Origin of the sequence: Burkholderia puraquae (assembly GCF_002099195.1) — a bacterium.
Taxonomy (GTDB): Bacteria; Pseudomonadota; Gammaproteobacteria; order Burkholderiales; family Burkholderiaceae; genus Burkholderia; species Burkholderia puraquae.
In genome coordinates, this window is record NZ_NBYX01000009.1 from 116,281 (window position 1) to 142,200 (window position 25,920).

The 25,920-nt window shown below is 68.2% G+C and carries 25 protein-coding genes; 13 read left to right on the plus strand and 12 right to left on the minus strand.

Translation table 11 applies throughout. The features are described 5' to 3' along the window. Together lpdA and B7G54_RS18845 are read left to right on the plus strand one after the other, a co-directional pair. A complete protein-coding gene (gene lpdA / locus B7G54_RS18840) occupies positions 1-1,392 on the plus strand; it encodes a dihydrolipoyl dehydrogenase (protein WP_085040451.1) in 1,392 nt (463 codons plus the stop codon). A gap of 181 nt (positions 1,393-1,573) precedes the next feature. Then, positions 1,574-2,203: an NAD(P)H-binding protein gene (locus tag B7G54_RS18845; protein ID WP_085040452.1), complete on the plus strand. Its 630-nt coding sequence runs from the start codon at positions 1,574-1,576 to the stop codon at positions 2,201-2,203. 24 nt (positions 2,204-2,227) lie between these two features. Here the strand turns inward: B7G54_RS18845 and B7G54_RS39340 are convergent, their stop codons facing one another. Then, a complete protein-coding gene (locus B7G54_RS39340; RefSeq protein ID WP_175130498.1) occupies positions 2,228-2,455 on the minus strand; it encodes a type 2 periplasmic-binding domain-containing protein in 228 nt (75 codons plus the stop codon). Positions 2,456-2,478: 23 nt separating this feature from the next. On the opposite strand from B7G54_RS39340, the gene B7G54_RS18855 reads away from it, so the two are divergent. The 4 genes from B7G54_RS18855 (at position 2,479) to B7G54_RS18875 (ending at position 6,716) form a co-directional block, all read left to right on the plus strand. After that, positions 2,479-2,943 carry a GNAT family N-acetyltransferase gene (locus B7G54_RS18855; protein WP_085040453.1) on the plus strand — a complete coding sequence of 155 codons (465 nt, stop codon included), beginning with the start codon at positions 2,479-2,481 and terminating at the stop codon, positions 2,941-2,943. 130 nt (positions 2,944-3,073) lie between these two features. Further along, the gene (locus B7G54_RS18860; protein WP_085040454.1) at positions 3,074-3,751 is read left to right on the plus strand and encodes an SOS response-associated peptidase family protein; all 678 of its coding nucleotides are present in this window, start codon (positions 3,074-3,076) and stop codon (positions 3,749-3,751) included. Positions 3,752-4,054: 303 nt separating this feature from the next. Beyond that, positions 4,055-5,485, plus strand: a complete 1,431-nt coding sequence (locus B7G54_RS18870) for a purine-cytosine permease family protein (RefSeq protein WP_085040456.1) — start codon at positions 4,055-4,057, stop codon at positions 5,483-5,485. Between the two features lie 160 nt (positions 5,486-5,645). After that, on the plus strand, positions 5,646-6,716 hold the full coding sequence (locus B7G54_RS18875) for a porin (RefSeq protein WP_085040457.1): 1,071 nt from the start codon (positions 5,646-5,648) through the stop codon (positions 6,714-6,716). Between the two features lie 58 nt (positions 6,717-6,774). On the opposite strand, the gene B7G54_RS18880 is transcribed toward B7G54_RS18875, so the two are convergent. Next, positions 6,775-7,731: a LysR family transcriptional regulator gene (locus B7G54_RS18880; RefSeq protein ID WP_085040458.1), complete on the minus strand. Its 957-nt coding sequence runs from the start codon at positions 7,729-7,731 to the stop codon at positions 6,775-6,777. 188 nt (positions 7,732-7,919) lie between these two features. Here B7G54_RS18880 and B7G54_RS18885 point away from each other — a divergent pair, with 188 nt between their 5' ends. The 4 genes from B7G54_RS18885 (at position 7,920) to B7G54_RS18900 (ending at position 12,035) form a co-directional block, all read left to right on the plus strand. Beyond that, positions 7,920-9,230 carry an MFS transporter gene (locus B7G54_RS18885; protein WP_085040459.1) on the plus strand — a complete coding sequence of 437 codons (1,311 nt, stop codon included), beginning with the start codon at positions 7,920-7,922 and terminating at the stop codon, positions 9,228-9,230. A gap of 31 nt (positions 9,231-9,261) precedes the next feature. Beyond that, entirely contained in the window at positions 9,262-10,533 is a 1,272-nt protein-coding gene (locus B7G54_RS18890; RefSeq protein ID WP_085040460.1) for a Zn-dependent hydrolase, read from the plus strand. A gap of 49 nt (positions 10,534-10,582) precedes the next feature. After that, positions 10,583-11,605: a histone deacetylase family protein gene (locus tag B7G54_RS18895; RefSeq protein WP_085040461.1), complete on the plus strand. Its 1,023-nt coding sequence runs from the start codon at positions 10,583-10,585 to the stop codon at positions 11,603-11,605. A 124-nt stretch (positions 11,606-11,729) separates the two neighbouring features. Further along, positions 11,730-12,035, plus strand: a complete 306-nt coding sequence (locus B7G54_RS18900) for a hypothetical protein (protein WP_085040462.1) — start codon at positions 11,730-11,732, stop codon at positions 12,033-12,035. A 24-nt stretch (positions 12,036-12,059) separates the two neighbouring features. On the opposite strand, the gene B7G54_RS18905 is transcribed toward B7G54_RS18900, so the two are convergent. The 6 genes from B7G54_RS18905 to B7G54_RS18930 all read right to left on the minus strand — a co-directional run bounded on the left by B7G54_RS18905 (position 12,060) and on the right by B7G54_RS18930 (position 20,062). After that, positions 12,060-13,022, minus strand: coding sequence for a Csu type fimbrial protein (locus B7G54_RS18905; protein WP_085040463.1), 963 nt, complete (start codon positions 13,020-13,022; stop codon positions 12,060-12,062). Further along, complete coding sequence (locus B7G54_RS18910) at positions 13,019-15,241, minus strand: fimbria/pilus outer membrane usher protein (protein WP_244289379.1); 2,223 nt, start codon at positions 15,239-15,241, stop codon at positions 13,019-13,021. Before B7G54_RS18910 ends, B7G54_RS18905 begins: the two co-directional genes overlap by 4 nt. 169 nt (positions 15,242-15,410) lie before the next feature. After that, positions 15,411-16,130 (minus strand): fimbrial biogenesis chaperone, encoded by a 720-nt coding sequence (locus tag B7G54_RS18915; protein WP_085040465.1) that lies wholly within the window; start codon positions 16,128-16,130, stop codon positions 15,411-15,413. Between the two features lie 15 nt (positions 16,131-16,145). Then, positions 16,146-16,643 carry a Csu type fimbrial protein gene (locus B7G54_RS18920; RefSeq protein ID WP_085040466.1) on the minus strand — a complete coding sequence of 166 codons (498 nt, stop codon included), beginning with the start codon at positions 16,641-16,643 and terminating at the stop codon, positions 16,146-16,148. Positions 16,644-17,223: 580 nt separating this feature from the next. Next, entirely contained in the window at positions 17,224-18,429 is a 1,206-nt protein-coding gene (locus B7G54_RS18925) for an MFS transporter (protein ID WP_085040467.1), read from the minus strand. A gap of 721 nt (positions 18,430-19,150) precedes the next feature. Beyond that, positions 19,151-20,062, minus strand: coding sequence for a LysR family transcriptional regulator (locus tag B7G54_RS18930; protein WP_085040585.1), 912 nt, complete (start codon positions 20,060-20,062; stop codon positions 19,151-19,153). A gap of 162 nt (positions 20,063-20,224) precedes the next feature. Between B7G54_RS18930 and B7G54_RS18935 the strand changes: the two genes are divergently transcribed. Continuing rightward, on the plus strand, positions 20,225-21,145 hold the full coding sequence (locus B7G54_RS18935) for a pyridoxal-phosphate dependent enzyme (RefSeq protein ID WP_085040468.1): 921 nt from the start codon (positions 20,225-20,227) through the stop codon (positions 21,143-21,145). A gap of 227 nt (positions 21,146-21,372) precedes the next feature. On the opposite strand, the gene B7G54_RS18940 is transcribed toward B7G54_RS18935, so the two are convergent. Continuing rightward, a complete protein-coding gene (locus tag B7G54_RS18940; RefSeq protein ID WP_085040586.1) occupies positions 21,373-22,503 on the minus strand; it encodes a DUF2242 domain-containing protein in 1,131 nt (376 codons plus the stop codon). 115 nt (positions 22,504-22,618) lie between these two features. Beyond that, positions 22,619-23,512: a LysR family transcriptional regulator gene (locus tag B7G54_RS18945; RefSeq protein ID WP_085040469.1), complete on the minus strand. Its 894-nt coding sequence runs from the start codon at positions 23,510-23,512 to the stop codon at positions 22,619-22,621. A 108-nt stretch (positions 23,513-23,620) separates the two neighbouring features. Here B7G54_RS18945 and B7G54_RS18950 point away from each other — a divergent pair, with 108 nt between their 5' ends. Both B7G54_RS18950 and B7G54_RS18955 read left to right on the plus strand, forming a co-directional pair. Then, positions 23,621-24,376, plus strand: a complete 756-nt coding sequence (locus B7G54_RS18950) for a TerC family protein (RefSeq protein ID WP_085040470.1) — start codon at positions 23,621-23,623, stop codon at positions 24,374-24,376. Between the two features lie 90 nt (positions 24,377-24,466). Next, a complete protein-coding gene (locus tag B7G54_RS18955) occupies positions 24,467-24,802 on the plus strand; it encodes a TFIIB-type zinc ribbon-containing protein (RefSeq protein WP_085040471.1) in 336 nt (111 codons plus the stop codon). Positions 24,803-24,891: 89 nt separating this feature from the next. Here the strand turns inward: B7G54_RS18955 and B7G54_RS18960 are convergent, their stop codons facing one another. Together B7G54_RS18960 and B7G54_RS18965 are read right to left on the minus strand one after the other, a co-directional pair. Beyond that, on the minus strand, positions 24,892-25,302 hold the full coding sequence (locus tag B7G54_RS18960; protein ID WP_085040472.1) for an Hsp20/alpha crystallin family protein: 411 nt from the start codon (positions 25,300-25,302) through the stop codon (positions 24,892-24,894). A gap of 16 nt (positions 25,303-25,318) precedes the next feature. Next, positions 25,319-25,759, minus strand: coding sequence for an Hsp20/alpha crystallin family protein (locus B7G54_RS18965; RefSeq protein ID WP_085040473.1), 441 nt, complete (start codon positions 25,757-25,759; stop codon positions 25,319-25,321). Between the last annotated feature and the right edge of the window lie 161 nt (positions 25,760-25,920).

Consider the following 25,920-nt stretch of genomic DNA (forward strand, 5'->3'; position numbering starts at 1 on the left):
ATGAAGAACGAACACACCACGCTGCTCGTGATCGGCGGCGGCCCGGGCGGCTACGTCGCCGCGATTCGCGCCGGCCAGCTCGGCATTCCGACCGTGCTCGTCGAGCGCGACCGGCTCGGCGGCACGTGCCTGAATATCGGCTGCATTCCGTCGAAGGCGCTGATCCACGTGGCCGACGCATTCGAGCAGGCCCGCGGTCATGCCGGCGAAGGCGCGCTCGGGATTCGCGTGCGTACGCCCGAGATCGACATCGCGAAAAGCGTCGCATGGAAGGACGGCATCGTCGACCGGCTGACGCGCGGCGTCGGCGCGCTGCTCAAGAAGAACGGCGTGCGCGTGCTGCACGGCGACGCGCAGGTGGTCGACGGCAAGACCGTCGACGTCGTCGCCGGCGGCCACGCGACGCGAATCAGCTGCGAGCACCTGTTGCTCGCGACCGGTTCCGAACCGGTCGCGCTGCCGTCGATGCCGTTCGGCGGGCATGTCGTTTCGTCCACCGAGGCGCTGTCGCCTGCGACGTTGCCGAAGCGGCTGGTCGTCGTCGGGGCCGGGTATATCGGGCTCGAACTCGGGATCGTCTATCGCAAGCTCGGCGTCGACGTGAGCGTCGTCGAAGCGGCGGAGCGCGTGTTGCCCGCATACGATGCGGAACTCGCGCGGCCGGTCGCCGATTCGCTCGCGCGGCTGGGCGTGCGGCTGTTGCTCGGCCACAAGGTGCTCGGGCTCGCGGAACACGGCGCGGTGCGCGTGCAGGCCGCCGACGGCGCGGAGCAGACGCTGCCGGCCGATCGCGTGCTGGTCGCGGTGGGCCGCCGGCCGCGAGTCGACGGCTTCGGGCTCGAGTCGCTGCCGCTCGATCGCAATGGTCGCGCGCTGTGGATCGACGACGAATGCCGGACGTCGATGCGCAACGTCTGGGCGATCGGCGATGTCGCCGGCGAGCCGATGCTTGCGCATCGCGCGATGGCGCAAGGCGAGATGGTGGCCGAGCTGATTGCCGGCAAGCGCCGCAAGTTCATGCCCGCGTCGATCCCGGCCGTGTGCTTCACCGATCCTGAGATCGTCACGGCCGGCTGGTCGCCGGACGACGCACGTGCGGCCGATGTCGATTGCGTGAGCGCCTCGTTCCCGTTCGCGGCGAACGGGCGCGCGATGACGCTGCAGGCGACCGACGGCTTCGTGCGCGTCGTCGCGCGGCGCGACAACCACCTGATCGTCGGCTGGCAGGCGGTCGGGCGCGGCGTGTCGGAGCTGGCCGCGGCGTTCTCGCAGTCGCTGGAGATGGGCGCGCGGCTGGAGGACATCGGCGGCACGATCCATGCGCATCCGACACTCGGCGAAGCGCTGCAGGAGGCCGCGCTGCGCGCGCTCGGGCATGCGTTGCATGTCTGACGCGCGGACGGGTGTCGCGCCCGGCGTGTCGCGGCAGGCGGCCGGTTCGTCGCGTGCGTCCTGTAACTTTTAGAGATGTTGGAGGGTTGCCGGCGCCGGGCCGGCCGACGATCATGTGGGAAGCCGGAAACCGGGCCGTTCCCGGCCCGCCAACGCAGGCTCCACACGGAAGAAACCGGACATGAAATTGCTGCTCGTCGGCGCGACCGGACTCGTCGGGCGACACGTCCTCGAAGTCGCGCTCGCCGATGCGCGGGTCGATCAGGTGATCGTCCTCGCGCGCCGCCCGTTGTCGCCGCATCCGAAGATGCGCGCGATCGAGGTCGATTTCGATCATCTGCCCGACGCGGCCGACTGGTGGCATGCCGATGCGGTGATCTGCACGCTCGGCACCACGATGCGGGCCGCCGGCTCGCAGGCGGCGTTCCGGCGCGTCGACCACGACTATCCGCTCGCGGTCGCGCGGCTCGCGCACCGCTACGGCACGCCGGCTTACGTGCTGAATTCCGCACTCGGCGCGGATCCGGCGTCGCGCATCTTCTACAACCGCGTGAAGGGCGAGGTCGAGCAGGCGCTGGCCGGCGTCGGGTTCGCGTCGCTCACCTGTGTGCGGCCCGGCCTGATCGGCGGCAGCCGCGACGAATTCAGGTTCGGCGAGCGTCTGTTCGTGTTCGCGTTGAACGTGGCCCGACCCGTGTTGCCGGCGAAGTGGCGCGTGAATCCCGCGTCGCGGATTGCCCGCGCGATGCTCGACGCGGCGATCGACGCGCGGCCGGGCGTGCAGGTCATCGCGTCGAGCCAGCTCGTCTGATGCGCAACGGGCGGCCCGCGCCGGTCACTGACCCGCGCAACCGTCGAGCCCGCCGAAGTGTCCGGCGAGCGCGGCCGTGCACGCGTCCGGCGCTTCGCTGCCGTCGCAGTTCCTCGGCGTCGCGAGCTGGAATTCGACCGTATGGCTCAACTTGCTCGCGGGCAGCCGGCGCATCTTCCCCGCGGCGACCCACGGCGCCGCGGCGTGGTCCGGCAGGAAGCCGACATGCGCGCCGGACAGGATGAAGATCACGTTGGCCTCGACTTTTTTGAACGATGACGGAACTCACCTGGCGCAAGGCCGTTCCCGACGATGCGGCCGCGTGCATCGCACTGCGCGGCAAGACGCGCGAGAACGCATTCACCGAGGCGCAGTTGCGCGGCCTCGGCATCACCGTCGAAAGCTGGGGCGACGGGATCCGCGACGGCCTGTTCTCGGGCCACGTATGCTGCGCGAACGGGCGCATGGTTGGCTACTGCTTCGGCGACACCGGTTCGGGCGAGATTGTCGTGCTCGCGATCCTGCCCGAGTACGAGGGGGCAGGAATCGGCAAGCGGCTGCTGCGGCAGGTGATCGACGCGCTCGCGGCGAACGGTTTCACGTCGCTGTTTCTGGGGTGCTCGACCGACCCCGCGTCACGCTCGCACGGCTTCTACCGGCATCTGGGCTGGATGCCGACGGGGATGCTCGACGACGCAGGCGATGAAATCCTGACGCTGCGAATCGGGCAGCACGCGTGACGGCACGCGTCGGGCGGCGCCCGGCGCATCATCGATTCGTAAAACTGTTTCGTCATACCAAGCGATAGCGCGGACGCGGCACCCGTGCTGACCTACGATGGAAGCGTTGCTTCCATCGTCCACACGAGCCGTGTGCACCCACTACCGCGCCCCTGGCGAAGACCCCGGCATCAGCGAACTCAAGATCGGCATCGGCGATCTGTTCCGCCGCGATCCGTGGGCACCCGACGTGTATCCCGACTACGCGGCGCCGGTCGCGCGCGCCGACGGCGACGGCCTCGAGGTCGTTGCGGCCGTGTTCGGCTTCTGGCCGAAATTCATGCAGCCGGAGCGGCTCGACGAGAACGGCCGTAAAAAGAAGAAACTCGATACGATGAACGCGCGGTCGGAAACGGTCGGCTCGTCGCGGCTCTACGGCACCGCGTGGCGCAACGGCCAGCGCTGCCTGATTCCGGTGTGCTGGATCTTCGAGCCCTGCTACGAAACCGGTCGCAACGTGTGGCACCGGATCGGCGTCACCGGCTGGCAACCGTGCTGCGTCGCCGGCATCTGGCGGCGCTACGAAGGCGACGACGGCCGCGAACGCGTGGGCATGGCGATGCTCACGGTCAACGCCGACGCGCACCCGCTGTTCGCGCGGATGCATCGGCCCGGCGAAGAGAAGCGGGGTGTCGTGATCCTGCGCCGGGACGATTACGACGAATGGCTGCATGCGGGTGACGTCGAGGCAGCCCGGCGCATGCTGAACCTGCTTCCCGCCGCCGACATGGCGGCCGAGCCCGATCAGGCATCGCCCGCCCGCACCTGACCTTTCATTATTCCGACGCCGGACTTTCGACTCGACAGGTCGAACGTATGCCGATTGCTCGGACAATTTCGAAAATGGGCCGATACCGGGTAATCACCGATACCTCGCAAGTTGTATATACAAAATCATCCGCTGGCAATGTCGGCACACGTCGTGCCGCTTGCGCGCCAGTGCGCAGACCATGCGTGCGTGGCGCATGCCGGCGTTCCACGGCGCCCCGCACCCGCAGAGCCGAAAGGGCGGCTCGCAGTTTCCCGTTTCGTTCAAACCATTTGTGATCCTGAGTATTTTGGAGATTTCCCCGTGTCAACGAATCCCAGTGGAAAAGCCGGCGGCCTGATCGAAGTACGTTCGATCGACTTCATTCCCGACGCCGAGCGCCACGGCGGCTTGCTGAGCCAGTTCACCCTGTGGCTGTCGGCCAACATGCAGATCACGGCCATCGTCACGGGCGCGCTCGCGGTGGTGCTCGGCGGCGACGTGTTCTGGTCGCTGGTCGCGCTGCTGCTCGGCCAGTTCATCGGCGGCGCGGTGATGGCGCTGCATGGCGCGCAGGGGCCGCAGCTCGGGCTGCCGCAGATGATCTCGAGCCGTGTGCAGTTCGGCGTCTATGGCGCGATGATCCCGATCGTGCTCGTATGCCTGATGTACATCGGCTTTTCCGCCAGCGGCTCGGTGCTGGCCGGGCAGGCCGTCGCGCAGCTGCTGCACGTCGACGACGCGGCCGGGATCCTGTTGTTCGCGGCCGTGATCGTCGTGCTGACCGTGTTCGGCTATCGTGCGATCCATGCCGTCGGCCGGATCGCGAGCGTGGTCGGCATCGCCGCGTTCGTCTACATGTTCACGCAGCTGTTCGCGAACCACGACATCGGCGCGCTGCTCGCGAACAAGCATTTCTCGCTCGCGAGCTTCCTGCTGTCGATGTCGCTGTCCGCGTCGTGGCAGATCGCGTTCGGCCCGTATGTTGCCGACTATTCGCGCTACCTGCCGCGCTCGACGTCGTCGGTCGCGACGTTCGTCGCGGTCGGCCTGGGCTCGGTGATCGGCGCACAGGCGGCGATGGTGTTCGGCGTGTTCGCGGCCGCGCTGGCCGGCAGCCAGTTCGCGCACCATGAAGTGTCGTATATCGTCGGCCTCGGCTCGACGGGCGCCGTGGCTGCGCTGCTGTACTTCAGCATCGCGTTCGGCAAGGTGACGGTGACGGCGCTCAACGCATACGGCAGCTTCATGTCGATGGCGACGATCGTCAGCGGCTTTCGCGGCAAGGGCGCCGTGTCGTCGAAGAGCCGCCTCGTCTACATCTTCGGGATGATCTGCGTATCCACGTTGATCGCACTCGCGGGCCGCCATTCGTTCCTGAAGGAATTCACTGCGTTCATCCTGTTCCTGCTCGCGTTCTTCACGCCGTGGAGCGCGATCAACCTGGTCGACTACTACTGCTTCACGCGCTCGCGCTACGACGTGCCGGCGCTGTCCGATCCGGACGGCCGCTACGGCCGCTGGAACGTGATGGCGATCACGATCTACGTGGTCGGCATCCTCGTGCAGTTGCCGTTCATGTCGACGCACATCTACACGGGGCCGCTCGTCGACGCGCTCGGCGGCACCGACATCTCGTGGATTCTCGGCCTGGTCGTGCCGGCCGTGCTGTATTACATCGGCGCGCGCACATCGCGCCGCAGCATTCCCGAACGCCTGATCCTGCCGCTCGAACGCGGCGAAGTTCACCACTGACCACACGTCACGCGCATCGGGCCGGCGGGCTGCCGGCCTGACTGTCGCGCGAGCCGGGCGCTGCCTGCGCCGGGCGCTTCCCCATGTTTCCTTTCCCGCGATACCGGTGCGGCGCGACTGCCGCACGAGGTGTCGTTTCATTCTCTGACCATTGAATAGTATGACTAAACAAATGAGAGCCCGCGGGAGCGATTCCCGGGCGCGGATGGTGCATGCCGGTCTTCGCATGACGGTGGCGGCGGCGTGCGTCGCCGGATCGGGCGCGGCGCTCGCGCAGGACGGCGTCACGCTGTACGGCGTGATCGACGAATTCGCGCAGTACGTGAATACGGGCAACGGCTACACGGCGGCGATCAATTCGGGCGGCCAGTGGGGCAGCCGGTTCGGGCTGAAGGGCGGCGAGGATATCGGCGGCGGGCAGAAGATCGAGTTCGCGCTGGAGAACGGCTTCAACCCGAACGACGGCTCGCTGGCGAGTTCGGGCAGCCTGTTCAACCGGCAGGCGTGGGTCGGCATCGCGGGGCAGTGGGGCAAGGTGCGCGCGGGCCGCCAGAATTCGCCGTTGTTCAACGACCAGGGCGGACAGGATGCGTTCGGCGGCGTCACGCAGGCGTCCGGCATGGACAACCTGACCGTGTTCGCGTTCCGCACCAGCAATACGCTGTCGTACCAGAGCCCGGAGATCGCAGGCTTCCAGGGCGGGCTGTACTTCGGGTTCGGCGATGCAGGCGGCGTGCGTTCGGCAGGCTCCAGCCAGCAGTTTGACCTGACCTACGAACACGGGCCGTTCGGTGCGTTCGTCGCGGGCCAGTGGCTGAAGAACGCGACGGCGACCACGACCGATCGCACGATCATGGCCGGCGCGTCGTACGAGATCGGCAAGGCAACCGTGTACGGCGGCTTCTCCGCGGTGAAGTGGGCCGATCTCGGCATCGATTCGCGCGTGTACGGGCTGTCGGTCAAATACCAGTTCAATCCGGCGAACTACGTGGCGCTCGGCTACGCGTATCTGCACGACCAGTCGTCGCAGGGCAACAATGCGGACCAGCTCGGGCTGATGTACGAGTACGACCTGTCGAAGCGCACGAGCTTCTACGGCGCGCTGTCGTACCTGCGCAACCGCAACCAGGCCGGCTATACGCTCGCCGGTGCGGCGAACCCCGGCCTGCCGCTCGCGTATCCGGGTGCGAATGCGCGCGGCGTGCAGCTCGGCATCGTGCATCGGTTCTGACGAAGCCGACGCGCCGGGCCGTGTGCGCCCGGCGCCTTCCGCGGGCGCGTTCGCGCCGTTACTTTCCCAGCCGCTCCGCGAGCGAATAGCGCTGCATGCAGCGCTCCATCGCGTCGAGAAACGCCAGCTCGGCCGCGTTCATCTTGCGATCGCGATGCCACAGCAGGAACACGTCGACATCGACGAGCCCGTCGTCGGGCGGCAGCCGCCACAGCCGCTGCTGCGCGATGTCGTCGCGCACGATGTGCTCGGGCAGGCAGCCGATCCCGTAACCCGCGAAGATCAGCCGCCGCACTTCCTCGAGGCTCGGCGACGACGCGACGATGCGCCCCGTGAAGCCCTTCTGGTCGCGGAACACGGTGAGCGGCGACAGGCTGTCGCCAATCTGGTCGCTCGTGAACGACACGAAATTTTCGGCGAGCAGATCGTCCATCCGCAGTTGCGTCTGCCCGAACAGCCGGTGATGACGGCCGCAGTAGATCGCATAGCGCTGACGCAGGAAGCAGCGCATCTCGAGCTTGTCGTGCGGCGTGCGGCACAGGCCGAGCCCGGCCGTGGCCGTCTTCTGCAGCAGTGAAGACAGAATGTCCGACGAGCGCATCACTTCGATCTGCAGGTCGATGCGCGGATATGCGCGATGGAATTCCGCGAGGAATTCGTCGTAGACGGGCGACTCGATGCGGCTCACCGTCAGGAGCCGGATCGAACCCGTCAGGTCGGCCGTGCTGTCGTCGATTTCGGTTTCGAGGCGCGAGATGCCGCCGTAGATGTCGCTCGCGATCCGGTAGACGGCTTCGCCGGCAGGCGTTGGCGCGAAGTGCGTGCCGCGCCGCTCGATCAGCTTGCGCTCGAGCGTGTCCTCGAGTCGCCGCAATGCCTGGCTCACGGCCGGCTGCGTCACGTGCAGGCGCGCGGCCGCGCGGCTCACGCTGCGCTCCTGAATGATCACCAGATAAGTGCGCAGCAGGTTCCAGTCGAGGCGGTCGTTCAGGAACGGGGCGAGGTCGGGGCGCATCGGGTCTCCGGGCGGGGTGTCAAGGCGGTATTAGTTGAATTTATACGGTGAATAATAACTTGAAATTTGACTAATGATTTGCGGCCACCGATAAAGGAGGGGTGCCGCAGTGTGCGGCGCAAGGCCGCGACAGACGGCCGTCCACGATATTGCGCGTCGCTCCGCAGTGGCGCGCATCAGGAGCCCGCATGACCCAGTCCCTTTCTTCCGCCCGCCAGCCGGGACGCGCCGCGACGGCCGCGTTCATCGGCACGATGATCGAGTGGTACGACTTCTACATCTACGCGACCGCCGCCGCGCTCGTGTTCGGCGAACTCTATTTCCCGTCGCACGACCGCTTCGTCAGCACGATGGCGTCGTTCGCGACATTCGCGGTCGGCTTCTTCGCACGGCCGCTCGGCGGCGTGATCTTCGGCCATCTCGGCGATCGCATCGGCCGCAAGAAGGCGCTGATGACGACGCTGATGATGATGGGCGTTGCAACCGTCTGCGTCGGGCTGCTGCCCGATTACTCGAAGGTCGGCATGCTCGCGCCGGTGCTGCTCGTCGCACTGCGCGTGGTGCAGGGGATCGCGGTTGGCGGCGAATGGGGCGGCGCGGTGCTGATGGCGGGCGAGCATGCGCCACAGGGGCGCCGCACGTTCTTCGCGTCGTTCGCGCAGCTCGGCAGCCCGGCCGGGCTGATCCTGTCGCTGATTGCGTTCCGCGCGGTGACGTCGATGGACAAGGCCGACTTCCTCGCGTGGGGCTGGCGCCTGCCGTTTCTCGCGAGTTCGGTGCTGCTCGTGGTGGGCATCCTGATCCGGCTCGGCGTGAACGAGTCGCCGGAATTCGCGCGCGTGAAGGAAACCCATCGCACGGTGAAGCTGCCGGTCGCGGAAGTGTTCCGCTCCTCGTCGGGGCTCGTGGCGCTCTGCATCGGCGCGAACACGATCGGCATCGCGGGCGTCTATTTCACGAACACGTTCATGATCGCGTACACGACGCAGTACGTCGGCGTCTCGCGTTCGCTGATCCTCGACAGCCTGTTCGCGGTCGCGATCATCCAGTTCGTCGCGCAGCCGATCGCCGCGTGGGTCGCCGAACGCATCGGCGGCGCGCGCTTCCTGAAGCTCGCGGCGCTGCTCGCGATGCTGTCGCCGTATCCGATGTTCATGCTCGTGCAGGGCGGCACGTCCGCATCGCTGATTGCCGGCATCGCGCTCGCGGTGGTCTGCATGGCCGGCTTCTATTCGGTGATCGCGGGCTTCGTGAGCGACGTGTTCCCCGCACACGTGCGCTATTCGGCGATCTCGCTCGCTTACCAGATCTGCGGCGCGATCGCGGGCGGGCTGACGCCGCTCGTCGGCACGTGGCTCGCGCATCGCTTCGCGGGCCAGTGGTGGCCGCTCGCGGTGTTCTACACGTGTCTGGCCGGCATTTCGCTGCTCTGCATCGTCGCGCTCGACGCGCGCCGCGCGGCACGGCCGGCCGCCGCCGAAGCGCTCGGCTCGCAGTGATCCCCAACGAACGAATTCATCCGGAGTGCACATGAAAGACCTGCTGGAAATCGACGGCGCCCGTTTGTGGCAGAGCCTGGCGGACATGGCGCGCATCGGCGCGACGCCGCGCGGCGGCGTGCGGCGCCTGGCGCTCACCGACGACGATCGTCGCGGGCGTGACCTGTTCGCGCAGTGGTGCCGCGACGCGGGGATGACGGTGAGCGTCGACGCTGTCGGCAACCTGTTCGCGCGGCGCGACGGCGTCGATGCGCAGGCCGCGCCGGTGCTGGTTGGCAGCCATCTCGACACGCAACCCGAAGGCGGCCGCTTCGACGGTGTCTACGGCGTGCTCGCTGCACTCGAGCTCGTGCGCACGCTGAACGACGCAGGCATCGCGACCGACAAGCCGCTGGAGATCGTGTCGTGGACCAACGAGGAGGGCGCGCGCTTCGCGCCGGCGATGCTCGGCTCGGCCGTGTTCACGGGCGCGTTGCCGCTCGACGATGCGCTTGCCAGGCAGGACGCCGACGGCGTCACGCTCGGCGCGGCACTGGACGCATGCGGCTATCGCGGCACGCGTACGGCGGGCGGTGCGGTCGATGCGTACTTCGAAGCGCATATCGAACAGGGCCCCGTGCTCGAGGCGAACGGCACGACGATCGGCATCGTCACGGGCGGGCAGGCGATCCGCTGGCTCGACGTGACGGTGACGGGCGTGGCCGCGCATGCGGGCACGACGCCGATGCCATATCGCAAGGACGCCTGTTTCGCGAGCGCGCAGATTGCGCTCGAACTCGAACGGATCGTCACCGGTTATGCGCCGCGCGGACTCGCGACGATCGGGCAGGTCGGCATCCGCAACGCGTCGCGCAACACCATTGCCGGCGATGTGACGTTCACGGTCGACCTGCGCCATCACGAGGATGCGCAAGTCGATGCGATGGAGCGCGAATTGCGCGATGCGTGCGCACGTATCGCCGCTGCGCGCGGCGTGCAGGTCGCGATCGATACCTGCTGGCGCAGCCCGGCGACACCGTTCGATCGCGACTGCGTGGAACTGGTCGCGCAGGCGTCCGCCGCGTTCGGCTATTCGAACGAGCGGATCGTCAGTGGCGCCGGGCACGACGCGATCCTGCTTGCGCGCCGCGTCCCGACCGCGATGGTGTTCATCCCGTGCGTCGACGGCCTGTCGCACAACGAAGCCGAGGATGCACTGCCCGACGACGTGACGCGCGGCACGAACGTGCTGCTGCATGCGGTGCTCGCGCGCGCCGGCGTCGCGGCGGGCGTTGCCGCGGCGGCCGCCGCGCTGGATGCGTGACGCGGCGAACCGTGAAATCGACAGATCGACAAACCGACGAGGGCGAACGATGAAGACCTATTTCCATCCCGAGCAGTTGCTGCACCATCCGCGCAGCTACCTGTCGCGCGGCCAGATGCGTGAGCCGCAGGAAGTGCCCGAGCGTGCGGCGCGGCTCGTCGCGGCCGTCCGGTCGCTCGACTTCGACGTGCGCGAACCGGCCGACCGCGGCACCGCGCCGATCGCGGCCGTGCATGACATGAATTACCTGCGCTTCCTGGAAGAAGCGCACCGCGACTGGAAGCAGATGCCCGACGACTGGGGCGACGAAGTGATGTCGAACGTGTTCGTGCGCGACCCGAACCCGCTACGCGGCGTGCTCGCGAAAGCCGCGCGCTACCTGGCCGACGGCAGTTGCCCGGTCGGTGCGAACACGTGGCGCGCCGCGTACTGGTCCGCGCAGGGCGCGCTTGCGGCCGCGGTCGACGTCAACGACGGCGCGCGCGAGGCATACGCTCTGTGCCGGCCGCCAGGCCACCACGCACGCCGCGACGCGGCCGGTGGCTTCTGCTACCTGAACAATGCGGCGATCGCCGCGCAGTCGCTGCTCGGCCGCCATCGCCGGGTCGCGATCCTCGACACCGACATGCATCACGGGCAGGGCGTGCAGGAGATCTTCTACGGCCGCGACGACGTGCTGTACGTTTCGATCCACGGCGACCCGACCAACTTCTACCCGGTCGTCGCGGGCTACGAGGAAGAGACGGGCACGGGGGCTGGCGACGGTTTCAACCTCAACCTGCCGATGCCGCATGGCGCGCCGGAGTCGGCGTTCTTCGAGCGGCTCGACGACGCGCTGCGTGCGCTCGCGCGGTTCCAGCCGGATGCGCTCGTGCTCGCGCTCGGCTTCGATATCTACAAGGACGATCCGCAGTCGCAGGTGGCCGTCACGACCGGCGGCTTCGGGCGGCTTGGCGGCGCGATCGGCGCACTCGGGTTGCCGACGGTGATCGTGCAGGAAGGCGGCTATCACCTCGACAGTCTCGACGCAAACGCGCGTGCGTTTTTCGGCGGGTTTGCCGCTGCCCGCTGACACATCCGGACGGCTGGTGTACGACGTTTGCCGCGCGGTATCGGCATGGCGAACGTCGGGGCCAGATTGCGTGCCGCCGATTCGAGCGTACGCTGGGCGGATCCAGGAAGGAGAGGGTTGAACCATGAAGGCCGCCGGACGGATCGGAAAGGGCGCGTTCGCACTCGCGATGCTGGGCGCGGGGCCGCTCGCCTGCGTGGCCGAGCCGTCGATCCCGCTCAGGGTCAGTCTCACGATTCCGGAAATCTGCACGATCGACGCGGCCGGTGGCCCGGGTGCGCGCGCTGGCACGGGAGGCGACGCCCCGAGCGTCAGTTGCGTGCACGGCACCCCGTTCCTGCTCAGCCGCGCGCAGGGGGAGCGCGCGGCCCTGCTGCCGCCACGCAGCCCTGGAATCGGTGGGCCCGCGGCCTGGACCGTCACGTTCTGAGCAGCGTATCGACCGCTTCGACCGTTAGAAACTGATCGTCGCGGTGATCATGTCGCTGTAGTTGCCGGGCGCGGGCGTGGTCTGTGCCGGCACCGCGCCGTACACGGTCACGACCTGCGACGTGCCGGTGCCGACGCCTGTGACCGTCGCGCTGCTGCCCGTGCCGTCGCCCCACGCGACCGCGTGCGTGGCGTCCGTGTAAAGCCCATAGCCGATCGTCCCGCCACCGCCGCTGCGCTGCATCTGGCGCGCCATCACGTTGCCGCTGCTGCCGGCGCTCAGCGCGATCTTCCACGCGTCGCCGTTGGTGCACTGCGCGGTGATCGTGCCGGTCGTCGCGAGCGTGCCCGACAGCACGCTCGCGGTGCCGAAGCTCACGTTGGTCGCGCTGATGTTGCAGTTGTTGACGACGTTCGCCGTCGCGCCGAACGGGAAGGTGCCGCTCGAGGCCGTCAGCGATGCGCAGGTCGGCGCACCGAGCAGGTAGAACCCCGTGTTGAGCGACGTCGTGTTGCCGCCGAACTGCTGCGAGTAGGTCGTGGTGCTGTTGCCGGTCGTCGGCACGGTCGGCTGGTTTCCGGTGATCTGTCCGTACACGGTGACCGTCGCGGACGCGCTCGTGCCGAGCGCGGGCTTGACCAGCGTGACGGACGCAGGTGTCGTGCCCGAATACACGGAGCCCCATGCGACGGAATGCCCGCCGTCGAGATAGAGGTCGTACTGCATCGCGTTGCTGCCGTTGACGAGGCTGCGCGGGCTCGTGCCGCCGAGGTTCAGGCATACGACCACGTTCGGCGTCAGCGAGACGGTCGACCACGTGCAGGTGATGCTGACCGTGCCGGTCGCGGTGACCGGCGCGTTCGAGATCGGGCTGACCGAGCCGAAGCTCACGTCCGACGCGGTGGCCGTGCAGCTTTCGGCGAGTGCGTGACGAGGCGAACCGCACCACGCGATGAAGGCCACGAGGATCAGCAGCGCGAGCCTCATTGCATCCCCCGGCACATGAGCGGCCCGATGGTCGGCAGCGTGCCGTTGCCGGGCGCGGTGAACGCGAACGCTGCTTCGCAGCGCTGCGTGCCGTAGTCGATCGCCAGATGGTTGTCGTCCTTCAATCCGTCGATGAACGTGAGCCCGTCGTAGCCGACGATCGTGTCCGTGCCGCTTTCCGCATGATGTACGCGCGCGCCGGCCGGCAGCGGGCGGCCGGCGGTGTCGTGCAGGATCACCGACGCCGCGCGATAGCGCGCCACGCCGAAATGCGCGACGACGCCCGATTGCGCCTGTGGCACGACCGTCATCGACGTGCGGGTGATCCGCGCATCGGCGGGCAGCTTCATCGCGTCGATCGCGATCTGGTTGTTCTGGTACGCGTTCAGGTCCGGCACGAGCAGATGCCCGGCACGATCGGTCGTGCCGATCACGCGGTTTTCGTGCAGCACCGGAATGCCCGCGACGCCGTCGGTCGATACCAGTGCGAAGCCATCGTTGATGCGGCGTGACAGTTGCAGGCTGCCGTCCAGGAACACCAATGCGCCGCTGACGTCGAGCGATGCGCCAGTCTGGCGGTCGATGCTCTGCGCGGCCGCGATGACTTCGCCTGCATGGCCGAGATAGCGCAGTTGCGCCTGCCGGTAGGGCACTGCGCCCGTGCCGCCGGTCTGCACGCCCCAGCCCCAGCCGCCGCCGTAGTCGGGCGGGCGGCTCGCGTCGACGGTGTAGTTCGACTGGCCGCGCTGGCGCCCGACGGTCGCATTGATCGACGTGTTGCGGCCGAGCCCGATGTTCAGCGATACGAACGCGCCGTTCGCGCCCTGCTGCGCGAAGTCGCGGTACGCGCTCACGCTCAGCGACGCGAGATCGCCGAAGCTCAGCGTGTACGACACCGTGCCGATCCGCGCGCTCGGGCCTTGCGGCAGCCGGAAGCCGATATAGCTGAGCGACAGCGTCTGGCGGTGCATGAACGGCAGCGCGAGCGTCGCCTGGTCCGTCACCGCCGGCACCGTCGCGCCGTCGCGCGACGCGAGGTCGCCGTAGCGGCCGAACGCGCGGATCGTCTGCGCGTTGATCGAGAAGCGCGGCTCGATCAGTTGATAGCCGACGCTTACCTGCGTGCCCGGATAGCGGCCGGCACTGCCGGCGACCGCGCCGCTCACGACGCCCGCGTAGCCGAGCCGCAGCAGCGCGCCGACGCCGGCGTTGAGCACGCCGCCGGTCGCTTCCGCATGCCCCTCGACAGTCAGCGCATCGGTGACGCCGCGCCGCATCGAGCCGCTGACGGCCGGCCGTGCGTCGTAGTCGAACGACTGCAGTCCGTAGTTGCGGCGCAGGAAGCCGGCTTCGAACGAATAGCTCGACAGCCCGGCGGACAGCATGCGCGTGTCGACATAGAGCGGCACGGACGTCGCGACGGTGCGCCCGAGTGCGTCGCGCGTGATGACGGTCGCCTGGCCGGCACCGGTGATGCCCGGCACGTCGTGGATGATGAACGGGCCGCTCGGCACGTTGCCGGTGTACTGGCGCACGTTGTTGATGTAGAGGTCGACGGCCGACGGTACGGCGGCGGAGCCCGCGAGCGACGGGATCGGGAACGTCACGAGATCGGGCCGCAGCGCGAAGTTGCTGCGCCACTGGAAGCCGCCGAGGCGCACCGAGCGCGTCCATGCGAGCGATCCCGAGATCGTGTCGCCGATCTGCGTCGTGCTCGGCCGCGCCGGGTCCGAGCGGCTCCATGACGTATCGAAGCGCGTGTAGCGCCGGTGGCCGTTGTAGAAGGTCGCGGCGCCCGTGGTGTCGAACACGCCGCCCGGATCGAAGTAGCGCACGTCGGTATAGAGCGAGTACTGCCGGTCGCCGAGCGTCTGCGCGTACGCCTCGTAGTTGATCGCGATTCCGCGCGACGCGCTGGCCGCCTGCGTGGGCGGCAACGCGCGGCTGTCGACCGCGTACGGCCGGCGCAGCGTGTCGGGCATCTGGAGGTCGATGCTCTGGTGTGCCGCGTCGTAGCGGTAGCGCAGGCCGGGAATCGTGTCGAGGTCGACCGTCGTCGCATCGGCGATGCCGAGCCGGTCGGTCGCGACGCCGATCGTGTGCAGGTCGGCGCCGCTCGCCGACAGGTGGCCGTCGCGTTCGCGGAAGTGCGCGAGCAGCGTCGTGTTTTCGCCGTTGACGCTGACTTCGAGGATCACGTCGTGCATGCTGTCGGTCATCACGAGTGTAGTCGGTTCGTCTGCGCGTGCGCAGCCGAGCGCGAGCAGGCCGCCGGCCCCGACGGCCGCGAGTGCGGCGCGCAGCGAGCGTCGCGGCGTCCCGCGTCCGTTGGCCGGGGGCGTGCCGGCGCGTGGCGAAGGGGAAGGGGCCGGGCGGCGCACCGGCGGTCTAGCCCGGCGGCTCCACCGCGACGACCGCACTGGCCGGCTGCGAATTGACGGCCGCCCGCACCGTGACCTTGCCGCCGAGCGCGACGCCGGCCGGCAGCGGCACGCTCCACTGGCCCGTGCGCCCCGCGAGCGCATAGCCGAGCAGGCCGCGCGTGAGCGGATAAGTCTGGCCGTCGCCGGTCACGAGTTCGACCGACGCCAGTTGTGCGCGCCGCGTGCCGCCGTTGTGCACCCGCAGCACCCAGCCGCCGTTGCCGCGCAGGAGCGCCCAGTCGAGCTGCGGTGCGCCGTTGGTCGCCGGCTCGACGAACACCGGAATCGAATAGCGCAGCCGGATCGACACGCCGTTGGCCGGCGCTTCGCCGGGCTGCGGCAGCTCGTCGATCAGCAGCCGGTAAGTCTGCTCGGCGCCGGCTGTCGTGCGCGACGCGCGCACGACGCGGATCAGCTGTTCGGACTGCGTGCCGACTTCGATGAGCGGTGGGCTGGCCAGCAGATCCTGGGTGGGCATCAGCGTGTCCTGGCCGTCGGCCTGGTCCCAGCGGAACACGCGCACCTGCCCGTACACGGGGCGCTCGCCCGGATTGCGCAGCGTGATGCCGGTGGCCGTATCGTCGGCGCCGAATTCGATCGTGACGGGGGAAATCTGCAGCGACGCGGCGTGCGCGGCACCGGCCGCACACAGCAGCGCGGCGAGCGTTCGACGTAATGCGGACATGGGGAGCAGCGCCGGTCAGAAGTAGACGGTTGCGGTGACGGTCGTCTGATAGGTGTCCGGCTTCGGCGTCGCTTGCGCAGGCACCTGGCCGTAGACGGTCAAGGATTGCGCGGCGCCCGTCCCGGTGCCGGCCACGGTGTCCGTGCCTTGCGTGTTGCCCCAGATCGTCGTGCGTCCGGCATCCTGGTAGAGCTGGAAGCCGACGGTCGTCGACGTGTTGCCGGTCGACGTGCCGGCCATCAGCCGGCTCGCGACGCTCGACCCGGTGACCGTGCCCGCGTCGAGACCGACGTTGTAAGGCGTCGTGTTGGTACAGGTGACACTCATGGTCGTCTGCTGGTTGATCGCGGTAGCCAGTACCCCGCTGGTGCCGAAGGCGAGCGGGTTCGCTGCGATCGTGCAGTTCGGCTGCAGCGTCAGCGTGACGTTGAAGGTGGCGGTCGCCGTGCCGTTCGAATAAGTGGCTGCGTCGGCGGCTGGTGTCGAAAGGCCGATTGATAGCGCGAGCGACAATGTTGTGGATGCGATGGCGACTTTCACACAGATCCCTCATCGATCGGATTTTCGTTGGATTTATGCCGCGCTTCGCATGCCACGGTATCGCAAATGCTGATACGAATCGGCAAGTCTTTCAATCTTAAAATTTGCGCTGTTTCATTTTGTTACATTTGAGCTGAATATTGATTGAATAAAGACAGGAAATATTTCGCTTTTCGATTTTTTGCGCATGCCGAGCGAAATATTATCTTGCGATGCAGCAATCGCTTCAAGGTTCATGCGGGATGCGTCATGGATTTGCGGCTGATTCGGCGCGATGAATCGGCCCGTACGGAATGGATAATTAATGCGTATTCTGGAGTGGAGTAGATGGAGGGTGAATCATTCAAGTGGATTGAATTGATTCCGGTGGTTGGTAAATGAATTGAATTCGGAGTGAAGCGGGATTTGCAGATATTCCGAATGTTCGGGATTGAAGGGTTGGTGAACCTGAATCGACGCCCGAAAAGAAAACGGCCGCATTGCGCGGCCGTGAGCGTGTTTGCCGCGAAGGGCAGCGGGCCGTCGCGCATCGCCGGCGCGCGACGTGTCGCGCTTACGAATTCGCGGCGGCCGGTGCGCGGCGCTGCTGCGCGATCTGCAGGAAGACGAGCGCGAGTCCGGCCGCGGCGATCAGCCCGCCGACGAGCGGCACGGCCGCGTAACCGAAGCCCGTCGAGATCGCCGCGCCGCCGGCGGCCGCGCCGAGCGCGTTGCCGAGGTTGAACGCGCCGATGTTGACGGCCGACGCGAGGCCCGGCGCTTCGTGGGCCGCCCGCATCACGCGCATCTGCAGCGGCGGCACGACCGCGAACGTCGCGATACCCCACACGAGCAGCGTGACGGCGGCACCGGCATGCGTGCTGGCAAGCACCGGGAACGCGGCCATCGTGGCGATCAGCAGCAGCAGGAAACCGATCAGCGTGCCGTCGAGCGAGCGGTCGGCCAGGCGCCCGCCTGCGATGTTGCCGATCGAGAAGCCGACGCCGATCAGCACCAGCATCGCGGTCACGAAGCCGGGCGTCGCGCCGGTCACGTGTTCGAGCGTCGGCGCGACATACGTGTAGAGCGTGAACATCGCGCCGGCGCCGAGCACGGTCGTCCCGAGTGCGCCGAGCACGACGGGGCGCGTCAGCACCGACAGTTCGGCGCGCAGGTCGGGCATCTTGCCGGCTTCGCCCTTCGGCAGTGCGGCGAACAGCCCGGCGATCGCAACCAGGCCGAGGCCGGCCGTCGCCGCGAACGACATGCGCCAGCCGATGATCTGGCCGAGCCAGGTCGCGGCCGGCACGCCGCCGACGTTCGCGATCGTGAGCCCCATGAACATCGTCGCGACTGCGCTGGCCTGCTTTTCGCGCGGCACGAGGCTGGCCGCGACCACCGAGCCGAGCCCGAAGAATGCGCCGTGGTTGAGGCTCGTCACGAGGCGGGCGAGCAGCAGCGTCGTGTAGCCCGGCGCGAACGCCGACAGCAGGTTGCCGATCGTGAAGATCGACATCAGCGCGATCAGCGCCGAGCGGCGCGACCAGCGCGCGAGCAGCAGCGTCATCAGCGGCGCGCCGACCATCACGCCGATCGCATAGGCGCTGATCAGCATGCCGGCTTGCGGAATCGATACGTGCACGCCGTCGGCGATCACGGGCAGCAGGCCCATCGGCGAGAACTCGGTCGTGCCGATGCCGAACGCGCCCGCGGCGAGTGCCAGCAGCGGTAGCGCGGCGCTGCCGCCCGGGCGGGAAGGAGAGGAAGTCGTGGGGTTCACGCGATGAATTCCTGTAGTCGAGGGGCCACGGCATGGAGCCGTTGAGGACAGGGTGAAGTGTGCCTGCATGACTTTTGCGGAAAAAGCCGCATCCGGACGAAATTATCTTGATTTCATCTCAACAATGCAGCGTGAGTACGAAGCCTGCTGCTGGCGTGGGCGACCCAGGGGGCCCCGCGAAAGCTTCGTGAAATAAGAAAGGCGCGGCTTTCGACCTGGAGATCGCGATCCATGGGTGCCTCGATGTGGGCTGACGGTCGCGCCGCCCGGCAATCCGGAAGCGGGCCGCCGATCGTCCGGCAGCGCCGACCGCGCGGATCGGGCGGGCCAGCCAGCTGACGGCCATCACCCCGCGCGAGCGCCGCATCATCGCCGAAAACCCCTTGCAGACAAGGCACACGGGCAAAAAAAGCCCCGGTCACAGGGGGACCGTGACCGGGGCAGAAAGGCATCCTCTCTTTGGCACGAGGGTTGGATGCGCGCGAAGTATATTTCGGCGCGTGACAGTTCGAACCGGCGTTAAACGGCCGTTTTTCGTGTCAATTTAAAAACACCGTCGGTGCGGCGCCGGAGGTCGGCAATCTGAAAGATTTTTTAGCAGACGTGATGCCGGTGTTTAGTGCATCAAGACAGCTAAGGAGGGAGGCGCCCGATCGTCGGTCGACGGTTCGAATCGCGCCGATCGATCGTATGCCTGACGCGTCGGACGAGCAGCATCCGGTCAGTTCGCTTCGCCGGCTGCATCGCGCACGGCCTCGAGAAACCGTGCGACGGCGGGCGACGGGGGCATTGCGGCACCGTCGAACACGAACTCGATGTCGAAGCGGCTCGCGAGCTCGTCGAGCGCGACGAGCCGGACCGTATGCGGGCAAGTTGGCGAGGCGCTTTCGGGCACGAACGCACAGCCCATTCCGGCCGCGACGAGGCCGATCAGCGTCGGGATATCGCTGCCGACCTGCGCGATGCGCGGCGAGAAGCCGGCCAGCTGGCACTGCGCCATCAGGAACCGGTGATGCGCGGCGGAGCGCTGCGCGTCGAACCAGACGAACGGCTCGTTCGCGACGTCGGCCAGCGTGCGCGGCGCGGTGAAGTGTCCGCCCGGCGGCGCGGGCATGGCGAGCACGAAGCGATCGCTCAGCAACCGAACGCCCGACAGGTGCGGCGCCTCGTCCCGACGCCACGCCATGATTCCGCCGTCGAGCTGGCCGCGCACCAGCGCGCTCGCCTGTTCGGCCGACAACATCGGCGCGATCGACAGCTTCACGTCCGGGCATGCGTCGCGAAACGCCTTGAGGACGTTCGCGACGACGGGCAGCGGCAGGCAGTTCGGCAACGCGCCGAGCCGCAGTTCGCCCAGCTGGCCGGCCGCGCTGCGCAATGCGCGCTCACGGCTGTCCTGCAGCGTCGCGAGCAGGCCGGTTGCGTCCTGCAGGAAGCTTGCGCCGGCCGCCGTGAGCGTGACGCCGGTGGCGCGGCGGACCAGCAGCGGCGTGCCGATCGCGTCCTCGAGTTCGCGGATCTGTCGCGACAGCGCGGGCTGGACGATGCCGGCCGCGCGGGCGCCGGCCATCACGCTGCCGGCTTGTGCGACGGCCACGAAGTAGCGCAGGTGACGCAATTCGATCTTGCGCATGCGGTATCCGTTCCGGTTCATGGTTATGGATATACCTGTGAAGCATAGCAGGCGCCATTCGATGGTATTGGAAAGCATGGGAAGCGTGCCGTACGATGACCGCCATCGCCGCTCGCCCTTGCGGGCCGCGTGCGCTCCCTCCGTCCCCATTGGTCTCGTCCCATGCCGCTTCATATCCCGACCCCTTATATCCGCTCGCAAATCGCGTCCCGCCGGCTCGGCAGGACCATCCGGCTGAAGCTCGACGCGCTGCAGCCGTCGGGCTCGTTCAAGCTGCGCGGCATCGGCGCCGCTTGCGAAGCGCGACATGCGGCCGGCGCGCGGCGGTTCGTGTCGTCGTCGGGCGGCAACGCGGGCATCGCGGTCGCGTATTGCGGCCGCGAACTCGGCGTGCCGGTGCTCGTCGTCGTGCCGGAAAGCGCATCGGCCCGCGCACGCGAGCTGATTCGTGTCGAGGGCGCGGAGGTGGTCGTGCACGGCGCGAGCTGGGCCGAGGCGAATGCGTTCGCGCAGTCGGTACTCGGCGAGCACGACGCGTTCGTGCACCCGTTCGACGATCCCGTGCTGTGGCAAGGCCACGCGACGATGATCGACGAGATGGCAGCGGCCGGCCCGAAGCCCGACGCGGTCGTGGTCGCGGTCGGCGGCGGCGGGCTGCTGTGTGGTGTGCTCGAAGGGCTGGCGCGCAACGGCTGGCACGACGTGCCGGTGGTCGCGGCCGAAACGGAAGGCGCCGATTGCTATGCGCGCTCGCTTGCGCAGGGGCGCCCGGTCGAATTGCCGGCGATCACGAGCATCGCGACGTCGCTCGGCGCGAAGCGGCCGTGCGATGCGGCGGTCGAATGGGCGACACGGCACGAGATTCATCCGGTCGTCGTGTCCGACGCCGACGCGGTGGCCGCGTCGCTGCGATTCCTCGATGAACACCGGATTGTTGTCGAGCCCGCATGCGGTGCCGCGCTGGCCGCGCTCGAGCGGCCGGTGCCCGTGCTCGCGTCGGCGACGGATATCGCCGTGATCGTCTGCGGCGGCGTGACGGCGACCGTCGAGCAGTTGCAGGCACTGAACGCGACATCGCGGTAGGCGGGGCGGGCGGCGCGCGTCGGCCTGTCGGGGGATGGCCGGACGGCCGTCGATCCCGGCGACTGTCGGCATCGGCCGGGCATGCCCGCCGCGATGCGTCGACGCAAAGTCGGCGACACAACGGGCAGGCAGCCCGACGCGCGGAAATTCCTGTGGGGAATGACGGGGGAGGGTGCGTATCGTCGCGCTGCGCCGGGTGCGGCCGGGCGCGACGATACGGGCGCCGGTCAGTTTGCGGCCGGTGCGCTCGCGCCGGACGGTGCGGACGATGCGACGGGGTTGGCGGCAGCAGGTGCCGGCGACGTGCTCGAAGGTGCCGATGCCGATACGGGGGCCGATGCGGTGGGCGCAGCCGCGGCCGGTGCGCGCGTCGCAGCGGCCGGCGCCGATGCTGCTGCGGCAGGTTGCGATGCCGGGCCGGAAGCCGATGCCGGTGCGGAAACCGGCACGGGAGCCAAAGCCGGCGTGGATGCCGACCCGGAGGCCGGTGCAGGCGCGATAGCCGGCGAGGGCATCGACGAGGCCGCCGGAGCATGCGCCGCACCCGCAGCCGGTACCGCCCCCGAACCGGACGCTGCCACCGGCGCCGCAGCGCGGGCCATCGCCGGCGCGACCACGGCCGACGCCGCGGCCGGCACCGCGCTCGCACCCGACTCGGGCGCGACGACCGGCAGCGACAGCGGCACCGGCGCCGCGGGCGGCGTCGGCACGACCGGCGTCGTCATCTTCATCGGCTCGCCCTGCGGCGTCGGCGCGGGTTCGGGCAGCGGCGCGACGGGTTCTTTCTCGGCGGCCTTGACGGTTGCACGGTCGCGGCGGGCCGGGTCGATCTTCAGGAAATGTTCGACGAGATTGAAGAAGCGTTCATAGAACACGCCGGCGGGAATCGTCTCGCTGGCGGTCTTGACGAGCGCGTCGTCGCTCGACCCGATCGGCAGCGACAGCGAGCCGAACACGCTGAGGCCGACGCTGGCCGACGTATTCGACTTCTTCAGCGTGTAGCGATCCTGCACCGCATTCACGTACGCGATGCTCGACGTGCCGTCCGCGTTCGCGTCCGCGCATACGACGTGAAACTCGATCACGACGTGCATGTCGTTGTTCGGCTGGAAATTCTTGCTGCCGTCGACCGCATCGTTGCGCGACGACGACACCACATAGCCCTGGCTCAGCAGCGCGCGCCGCGCGGCCTCGCAGGCCGCGTCGGATTTCGAGTGGAACGTATGCGCATACGGGCTGCTGGTCGCGTCGAACTGTTCCTGCTGGTAGATCGGCTTGGGCGGCGACGAGCACGCCGCCAGCACGGTCGCGGCCGCGAGCGCGCACGAAACGGAAAACAGGCGAAATCGGTTGTGCATGGCGTCTTTCAGAAGGCTTGGCGAGAGGTCGCGCAACGGCGGCGCCTGGATGAAGCGCGCGGCAATCTCGTAAGGCCGGGGCGCCATTATAGTTTCGTTTGATGTCGTGCTCACTTCAGTCGGCCGGCGCGCCGCGTGCCGCGGCCAGCAATTGCGACGTCAGCGGATGGTGTTCGCCGCGCCGCGAGCGGATCGCGTGGATCTCCTCGGTCACGTCGCCCGCGCGCCCGAGCCGGCGCAACCCGCGCAGCAGCGACGCGTCGTTCGCGCCGAGTTCGCTCAGCGGAAACACGCCGAGGCCGCGCGCCGCGAACACGGCCATCAGCGCACTGTCCTCGAATTCCCCGGCCACGCGCGGCACGATCCGTTCGCCTTCCAGCCACAGGTCGAGGCGCGCGCGCAGCGCCGAATGCGCGGTCGGCAGCAGCACGGGCAGGTCGGCCAGGCACTGCGGAAAGTGCTGCCGCGCGGCCGGCGTGACGAGCGCCGCGGGGCCATACCAGTCGACCGGCGACGCGACGAGCCGCTCGCTCGTCACGCGCAGGTTCGAACCGGACGGCGCGCCCTGGCCGGCCAGCACCAGATCGAGATGATGCAGCGCGAGCTCCGCGAGCAGCGCATCGTGCTCGCCCTCGTGGCACAGCAGCCGCAGCGTGGGTGTATCCAGCACAGGCGCGAGGATCGCGTGCGCGGCGAGCTTGGAGATGCCATCGGCGAGGCCGACCGCGAGCCGCACGGTCGGCTGGCTGGCCGCCGCGCGCACGTCGTCGGGAATCAGCCGCCCCATCTCGAAGATCACCTCCGCGCGCGCAAACGCGGCCTGACCGGCATCGGTCATCGTGACGCCGCGTCCGGCCGGGCGCAGCAACTGGTGCCCGAGCGCTTTCTCCAGCTCGCGCACCTGCGCGCTGATCGTCTGCACGGCCATGTCGAGCCGCCCGGCCGCCCGCGCGAAGCCGCCTTCCTTCACGACGACCCAGAAATAGTACAGATGGCGGAAATTGAGCATCGGATCGTAATTTCGGAAAAACCGAACCAAAAATCAGATTCTCTCTGATTTTTCCGAAGTGCAGGGCGGCATATCATCGGGTTTTCCACTTTCGTATCGGCCCATTTCATGGACTACCTGCTGACGCTTGCCGTTGACCCTGCCGTCTGGGCTGCGCTCCTGACGCTCGTCGTGATGGAAGTCGTGCTCGGCATCGACAACCTGATCTTCATCTCGATCCTCAGCAACAAGCTGCCCGAAGCGCAGCGCGCTCGCACGCAGCGCCTCGGCATCGCGCTCGCGCTGGTGATGCGCCTTGCGCTGCTCGGCAGCGTCGCGTGGATCGCGAGCCTGACCGAACCGGTGTTCACGCTGTTTGACCATGCGTTCTCGTGGCGCGACCTGATCCTGCTGTCGGGTGGCCTGTTCCTCGTCTGGAAGGCGACGACCGAGATCCATCACCACGTGTCGCACGACGGTGAAGGCGCGGGCGGTGCCGGCGGCGCGGTCGGCCTGACGATGTGGGCCGCGATCGGCCAGATCGTGATGCTCGACATCGTGTTCTCGATCGACAGCATCGTGACGGCGATCGGCATGACCGAACACGTGCCGATCATGTTCGTCGCGGTGATCGTCGCCGTCGCCGTGATGCTGTTCGCGGCACAGCCGCTCGCCCGTTTCATCGACCGCAACCCGACCATCGTGATGCTCGCGCTGTCGTTCCTGGTCGTGATCGGCATGACGCTGATCGCAGAAGGTTTCGGTTCGCATGTGCCGAAGGGTTACATCTACGCGGCAATGGCGTTCTCGGCTTTCGTCGAAGGCATGAACATGCTGGCGCGGCGCGCGAAGGCGAAGCGTTCGGCACCGACGGAAGGTCGCTGAGCTACCGCGCGTGAAGCCGGCCGCCGCGGCGGCAGGTTCGCGCGCCTCATACGGAATCCAGACGAAATTCGCACGGAAAGGAGAAGCGCGATGAAATGCCCAGTCTGCAAGACGCCCGACCTGCTGATGGCCGAGCGCCAGTCGATCGAGATCGACTACTGTCCGACCTGCCGCGGCGTGTGGCTCGATCGCGGCGAGCTCGACAAGCTGATCGCGCGCGAGACCGGCGACACACCGGTGCGTCGCGACGAGCCGCCTGTGCGGCACGATGCGCACGCGCCGCGCGGCCAAGAGGGCGGGTGGGGGCGCGACGCTCGCTCGCATGACGATCGTGACAGACGCGACGGCCGCTCGCACGGCGATCGCTACAAGCACGACGGCCAGCGTCGCCGGAAATCGGTGTTCGACCTGTTCGACTTCGACTGATTGCGCCGTGCGCCGTAAAGAAAAGCCCCGCCGGGCGCGTACCCGGCGGGGCTTTTTCATGCGTTCGCGGTGGTGGTACGCACCAATGCTTACGCGTTGCCCGCCGTCACGTCGATGCGGCGCGGACGCGTTTCCTCGCGGCGCGGAATCGTCAGCGTCAGCACGCCGTCGCGCAGGTTCGCGTCGATCCTCGACGTGTCGAGGTCGGCGCTCAGCACGAAGCTGCGCGCATAGCGCGTCGCCCGAACTTCGGCGTGACGCACGCGCAGGTCGGCCGGCGTGTCGAGGTGCGTGTCGGCCTCGATCGTCAGCGTGTTGTCGTGCACCTTCACGTCGAGGTTCTCGCGCGGCACGCCGGGCAGGTCGGCCCGCAGCGTGACGCCGAGATGATTCTCGACGATGTCGACGGCCGGCGTGATCGCGGGCCGGCGGGCGGCTTCGGCGGCAGCGGGGTGAACCGTGTTCGTCTGACGCTCGGCCAGGGTCGGGTTCGCATTCATGTCGGTATCCTCAATATTATTGAACGGTGATCGCGCGTGGCTTCGATGCCTCGCGCCGGCCGACGCGAATCAGCAGGCAGCCGTTTTCGTAGCGGGCGCTGACCTGGTCGGGATCCGCGTCCCGCGGCAGTTCGACGACACGGCGGAATGCGCCGTGAAAGCGCTCCTGTGCATAGGTGCGCAGATCGTCGCCTTCGCTGCGCGGCGCCGGCTTGCGCTCGCCGCTGATCGTCAGCAGATCCTTGTCGATCGATACGTCGAAGTCGGCCGCGGCCATGCCGGGCGCGAACGCGACGATCTCGATGGCGCCGTCGGTGGCGCCCACGTTGAGCGCGGGAAAGGCGCCGGGCCGCACCGCGCGAATGCCGGACGGACGTTCGCCGAGCAGGTTCGCCACCTGCCGCTGCACGCGGGCGAATTCGTCGAACAGGTCGCTGCCGAAATGGATACCGCTCATGTTGGTCCTCCTGAACAGGGAACGCGGGAGACGTGACGGCGCGACGCCTGCGGCGGGCGCGACGCGGGAGCTCCACTGGGTCGAAACGGGGGCAGTGCGTTGGTTGGTGCACGGCCCGACGACGTGTAATTAGTGGCCGCCGCAGCGCATTTCAAGGGGGG

Excerpts from the sequence above, each read along its gene's own strand:
- lpdA (WP_085040451.1), top strand. The coding sequence starts at position 1 with ATGAAGAACGAACACACCACGCTGCTCGTGATCGGCGGCGGCCCGGGC.
- B7G54_RS18845 (WP_085040452.1), top strand. The coding sequence starts at position 1,574 with ATGAAATTGCTGCTCGTCGGCGCGACCGGACTCGTCGGGCGACACGTC.
- B7G54_RS18855 (WP_085040453.1), top strand. The coding sequence starts at position 2,479 with ATGACGGAACTCACCTGGCGCAAGGCCGTTCCCGACGATGCGGCCGCG.
- B7G54_RS18875 (WP_085040457.1), top strand. The coding sequence starts at position 5,646 with ATGACTAAACAAATGAGAGCCCGCGGGAGCGATTCCCGGGCGCGGATG.
- B7G54_RS18880 (WP_085040458.1), bottom strand. The coding sequence starts at position 7,731 with ATGCGCCCCGACCTCGCCCCGTTCCTGAACGACCGCCTCGACTGGAAC.
- B7G54_RS18885 (WP_085040459.1), top strand. The coding sequence starts at position 7,920 with ATGACCCAGTCCCTTTCTTCCGCCCGCCAGCCGGGACGCGCCGCGACG.
- B7G54_RS18890 (WP_085040460.1), top strand. The coding sequence starts at position 9,262 with ATGAAAGACCTGCTGGAAATCGACGGCGCCCGTTTGTGGCAGAGCCTG.
- B7G54_RS18895 (WP_085040461.1), top strand. The coding sequence starts at position 10,583 with ATGAAGACCTATTTCCATCCCGAGCAGTTGCTGCACCATCCGCGCAGC.
- B7G54_RS18900 (WP_085040462.1), top strand. The coding sequence starts at position 11,730 with ATGAAGGCCGCCGGACGGATCGGAAAGGGCGCGTTCGCACTCGCGATG.
- B7G54_RS18905 (WP_085040463.1), bottom strand. The coding sequence starts at position 13,022 with ATGAGGCTCGCGCTGCTGATCCTCGTGGCCTTCATCGCGTGGTGCGGT.
- B7G54_RS18910 (WP_244289379.1), bottom strand. The coding sequence starts at position 15,241 with ATGACCGACAGCATGCACGACGTGATCCTCGAAGTCAGCGTCAACGGC.
- B7G54_RS18915 (WP_085040465.1), bottom strand. The coding sequence starts at position 16,130 with ATGTCCGCATTACGTCGAACGCTCGCCGCGCTGCTGTGTGCGGCCGGT.
- B7G54_RS18930 (WP_085040585.1), bottom strand. The coding sequence starts at position 20,062 with ATGCGCAAGATCGAATTGCGTCACCTGCGCTACTTCGTGGCCGTCGCA.
- B7G54_RS18935 (WP_085040468.1), top strand. The coding sequence starts at position 20,225 with ATGCCGCTTCATATCCCGACCCCTTATATCCGCTCGCAAATCGCGTCC.
- B7G54_RS18940 (WP_085040586.1), bottom strand. The coding sequence starts at position 22,503 with ATGCACAACCGATTTCGCCTGTTTTCCGTTTCGTGCGCGCTCGCGGCC.
- B7G54_RS18945 (WP_085040469.1), bottom strand. The coding sequence starts at position 23,512 with ATGCTCAATTTCCGCCATCTGTACTATTTCTGGGTCGTCGTGAAGGAA.
- B7G54_RS18950 (WP_085040470.1), top strand. The coding sequence starts at position 23,621 with ATGGACTACCTGCTGACGCTTGCCGTTGACCCTGCCGTCTGGGCTGCG.
- B7G54_RS18955 (WP_085040471.1), top strand. The coding sequence starts at position 24,467 with ATGAAATGCCCAGTCTGCAAGACGCCCGACCTGCTGATGGCCGAGCGC.
- B7G54_RS18960 (WP_085040472.1), bottom strand. The coding sequence starts at position 25,302 with ATGAATGCGAACCCGACCCTGGCCGAGCGTCAGACGAACACGGTTCAC.
- B7G54_RS18965 (WP_085040473.1), bottom strand. The coding sequence starts at position 25,759 with ATGAGCGGTATCCATTTCGGCAGCGACCTGTTCGACGAATTCGCCCGC.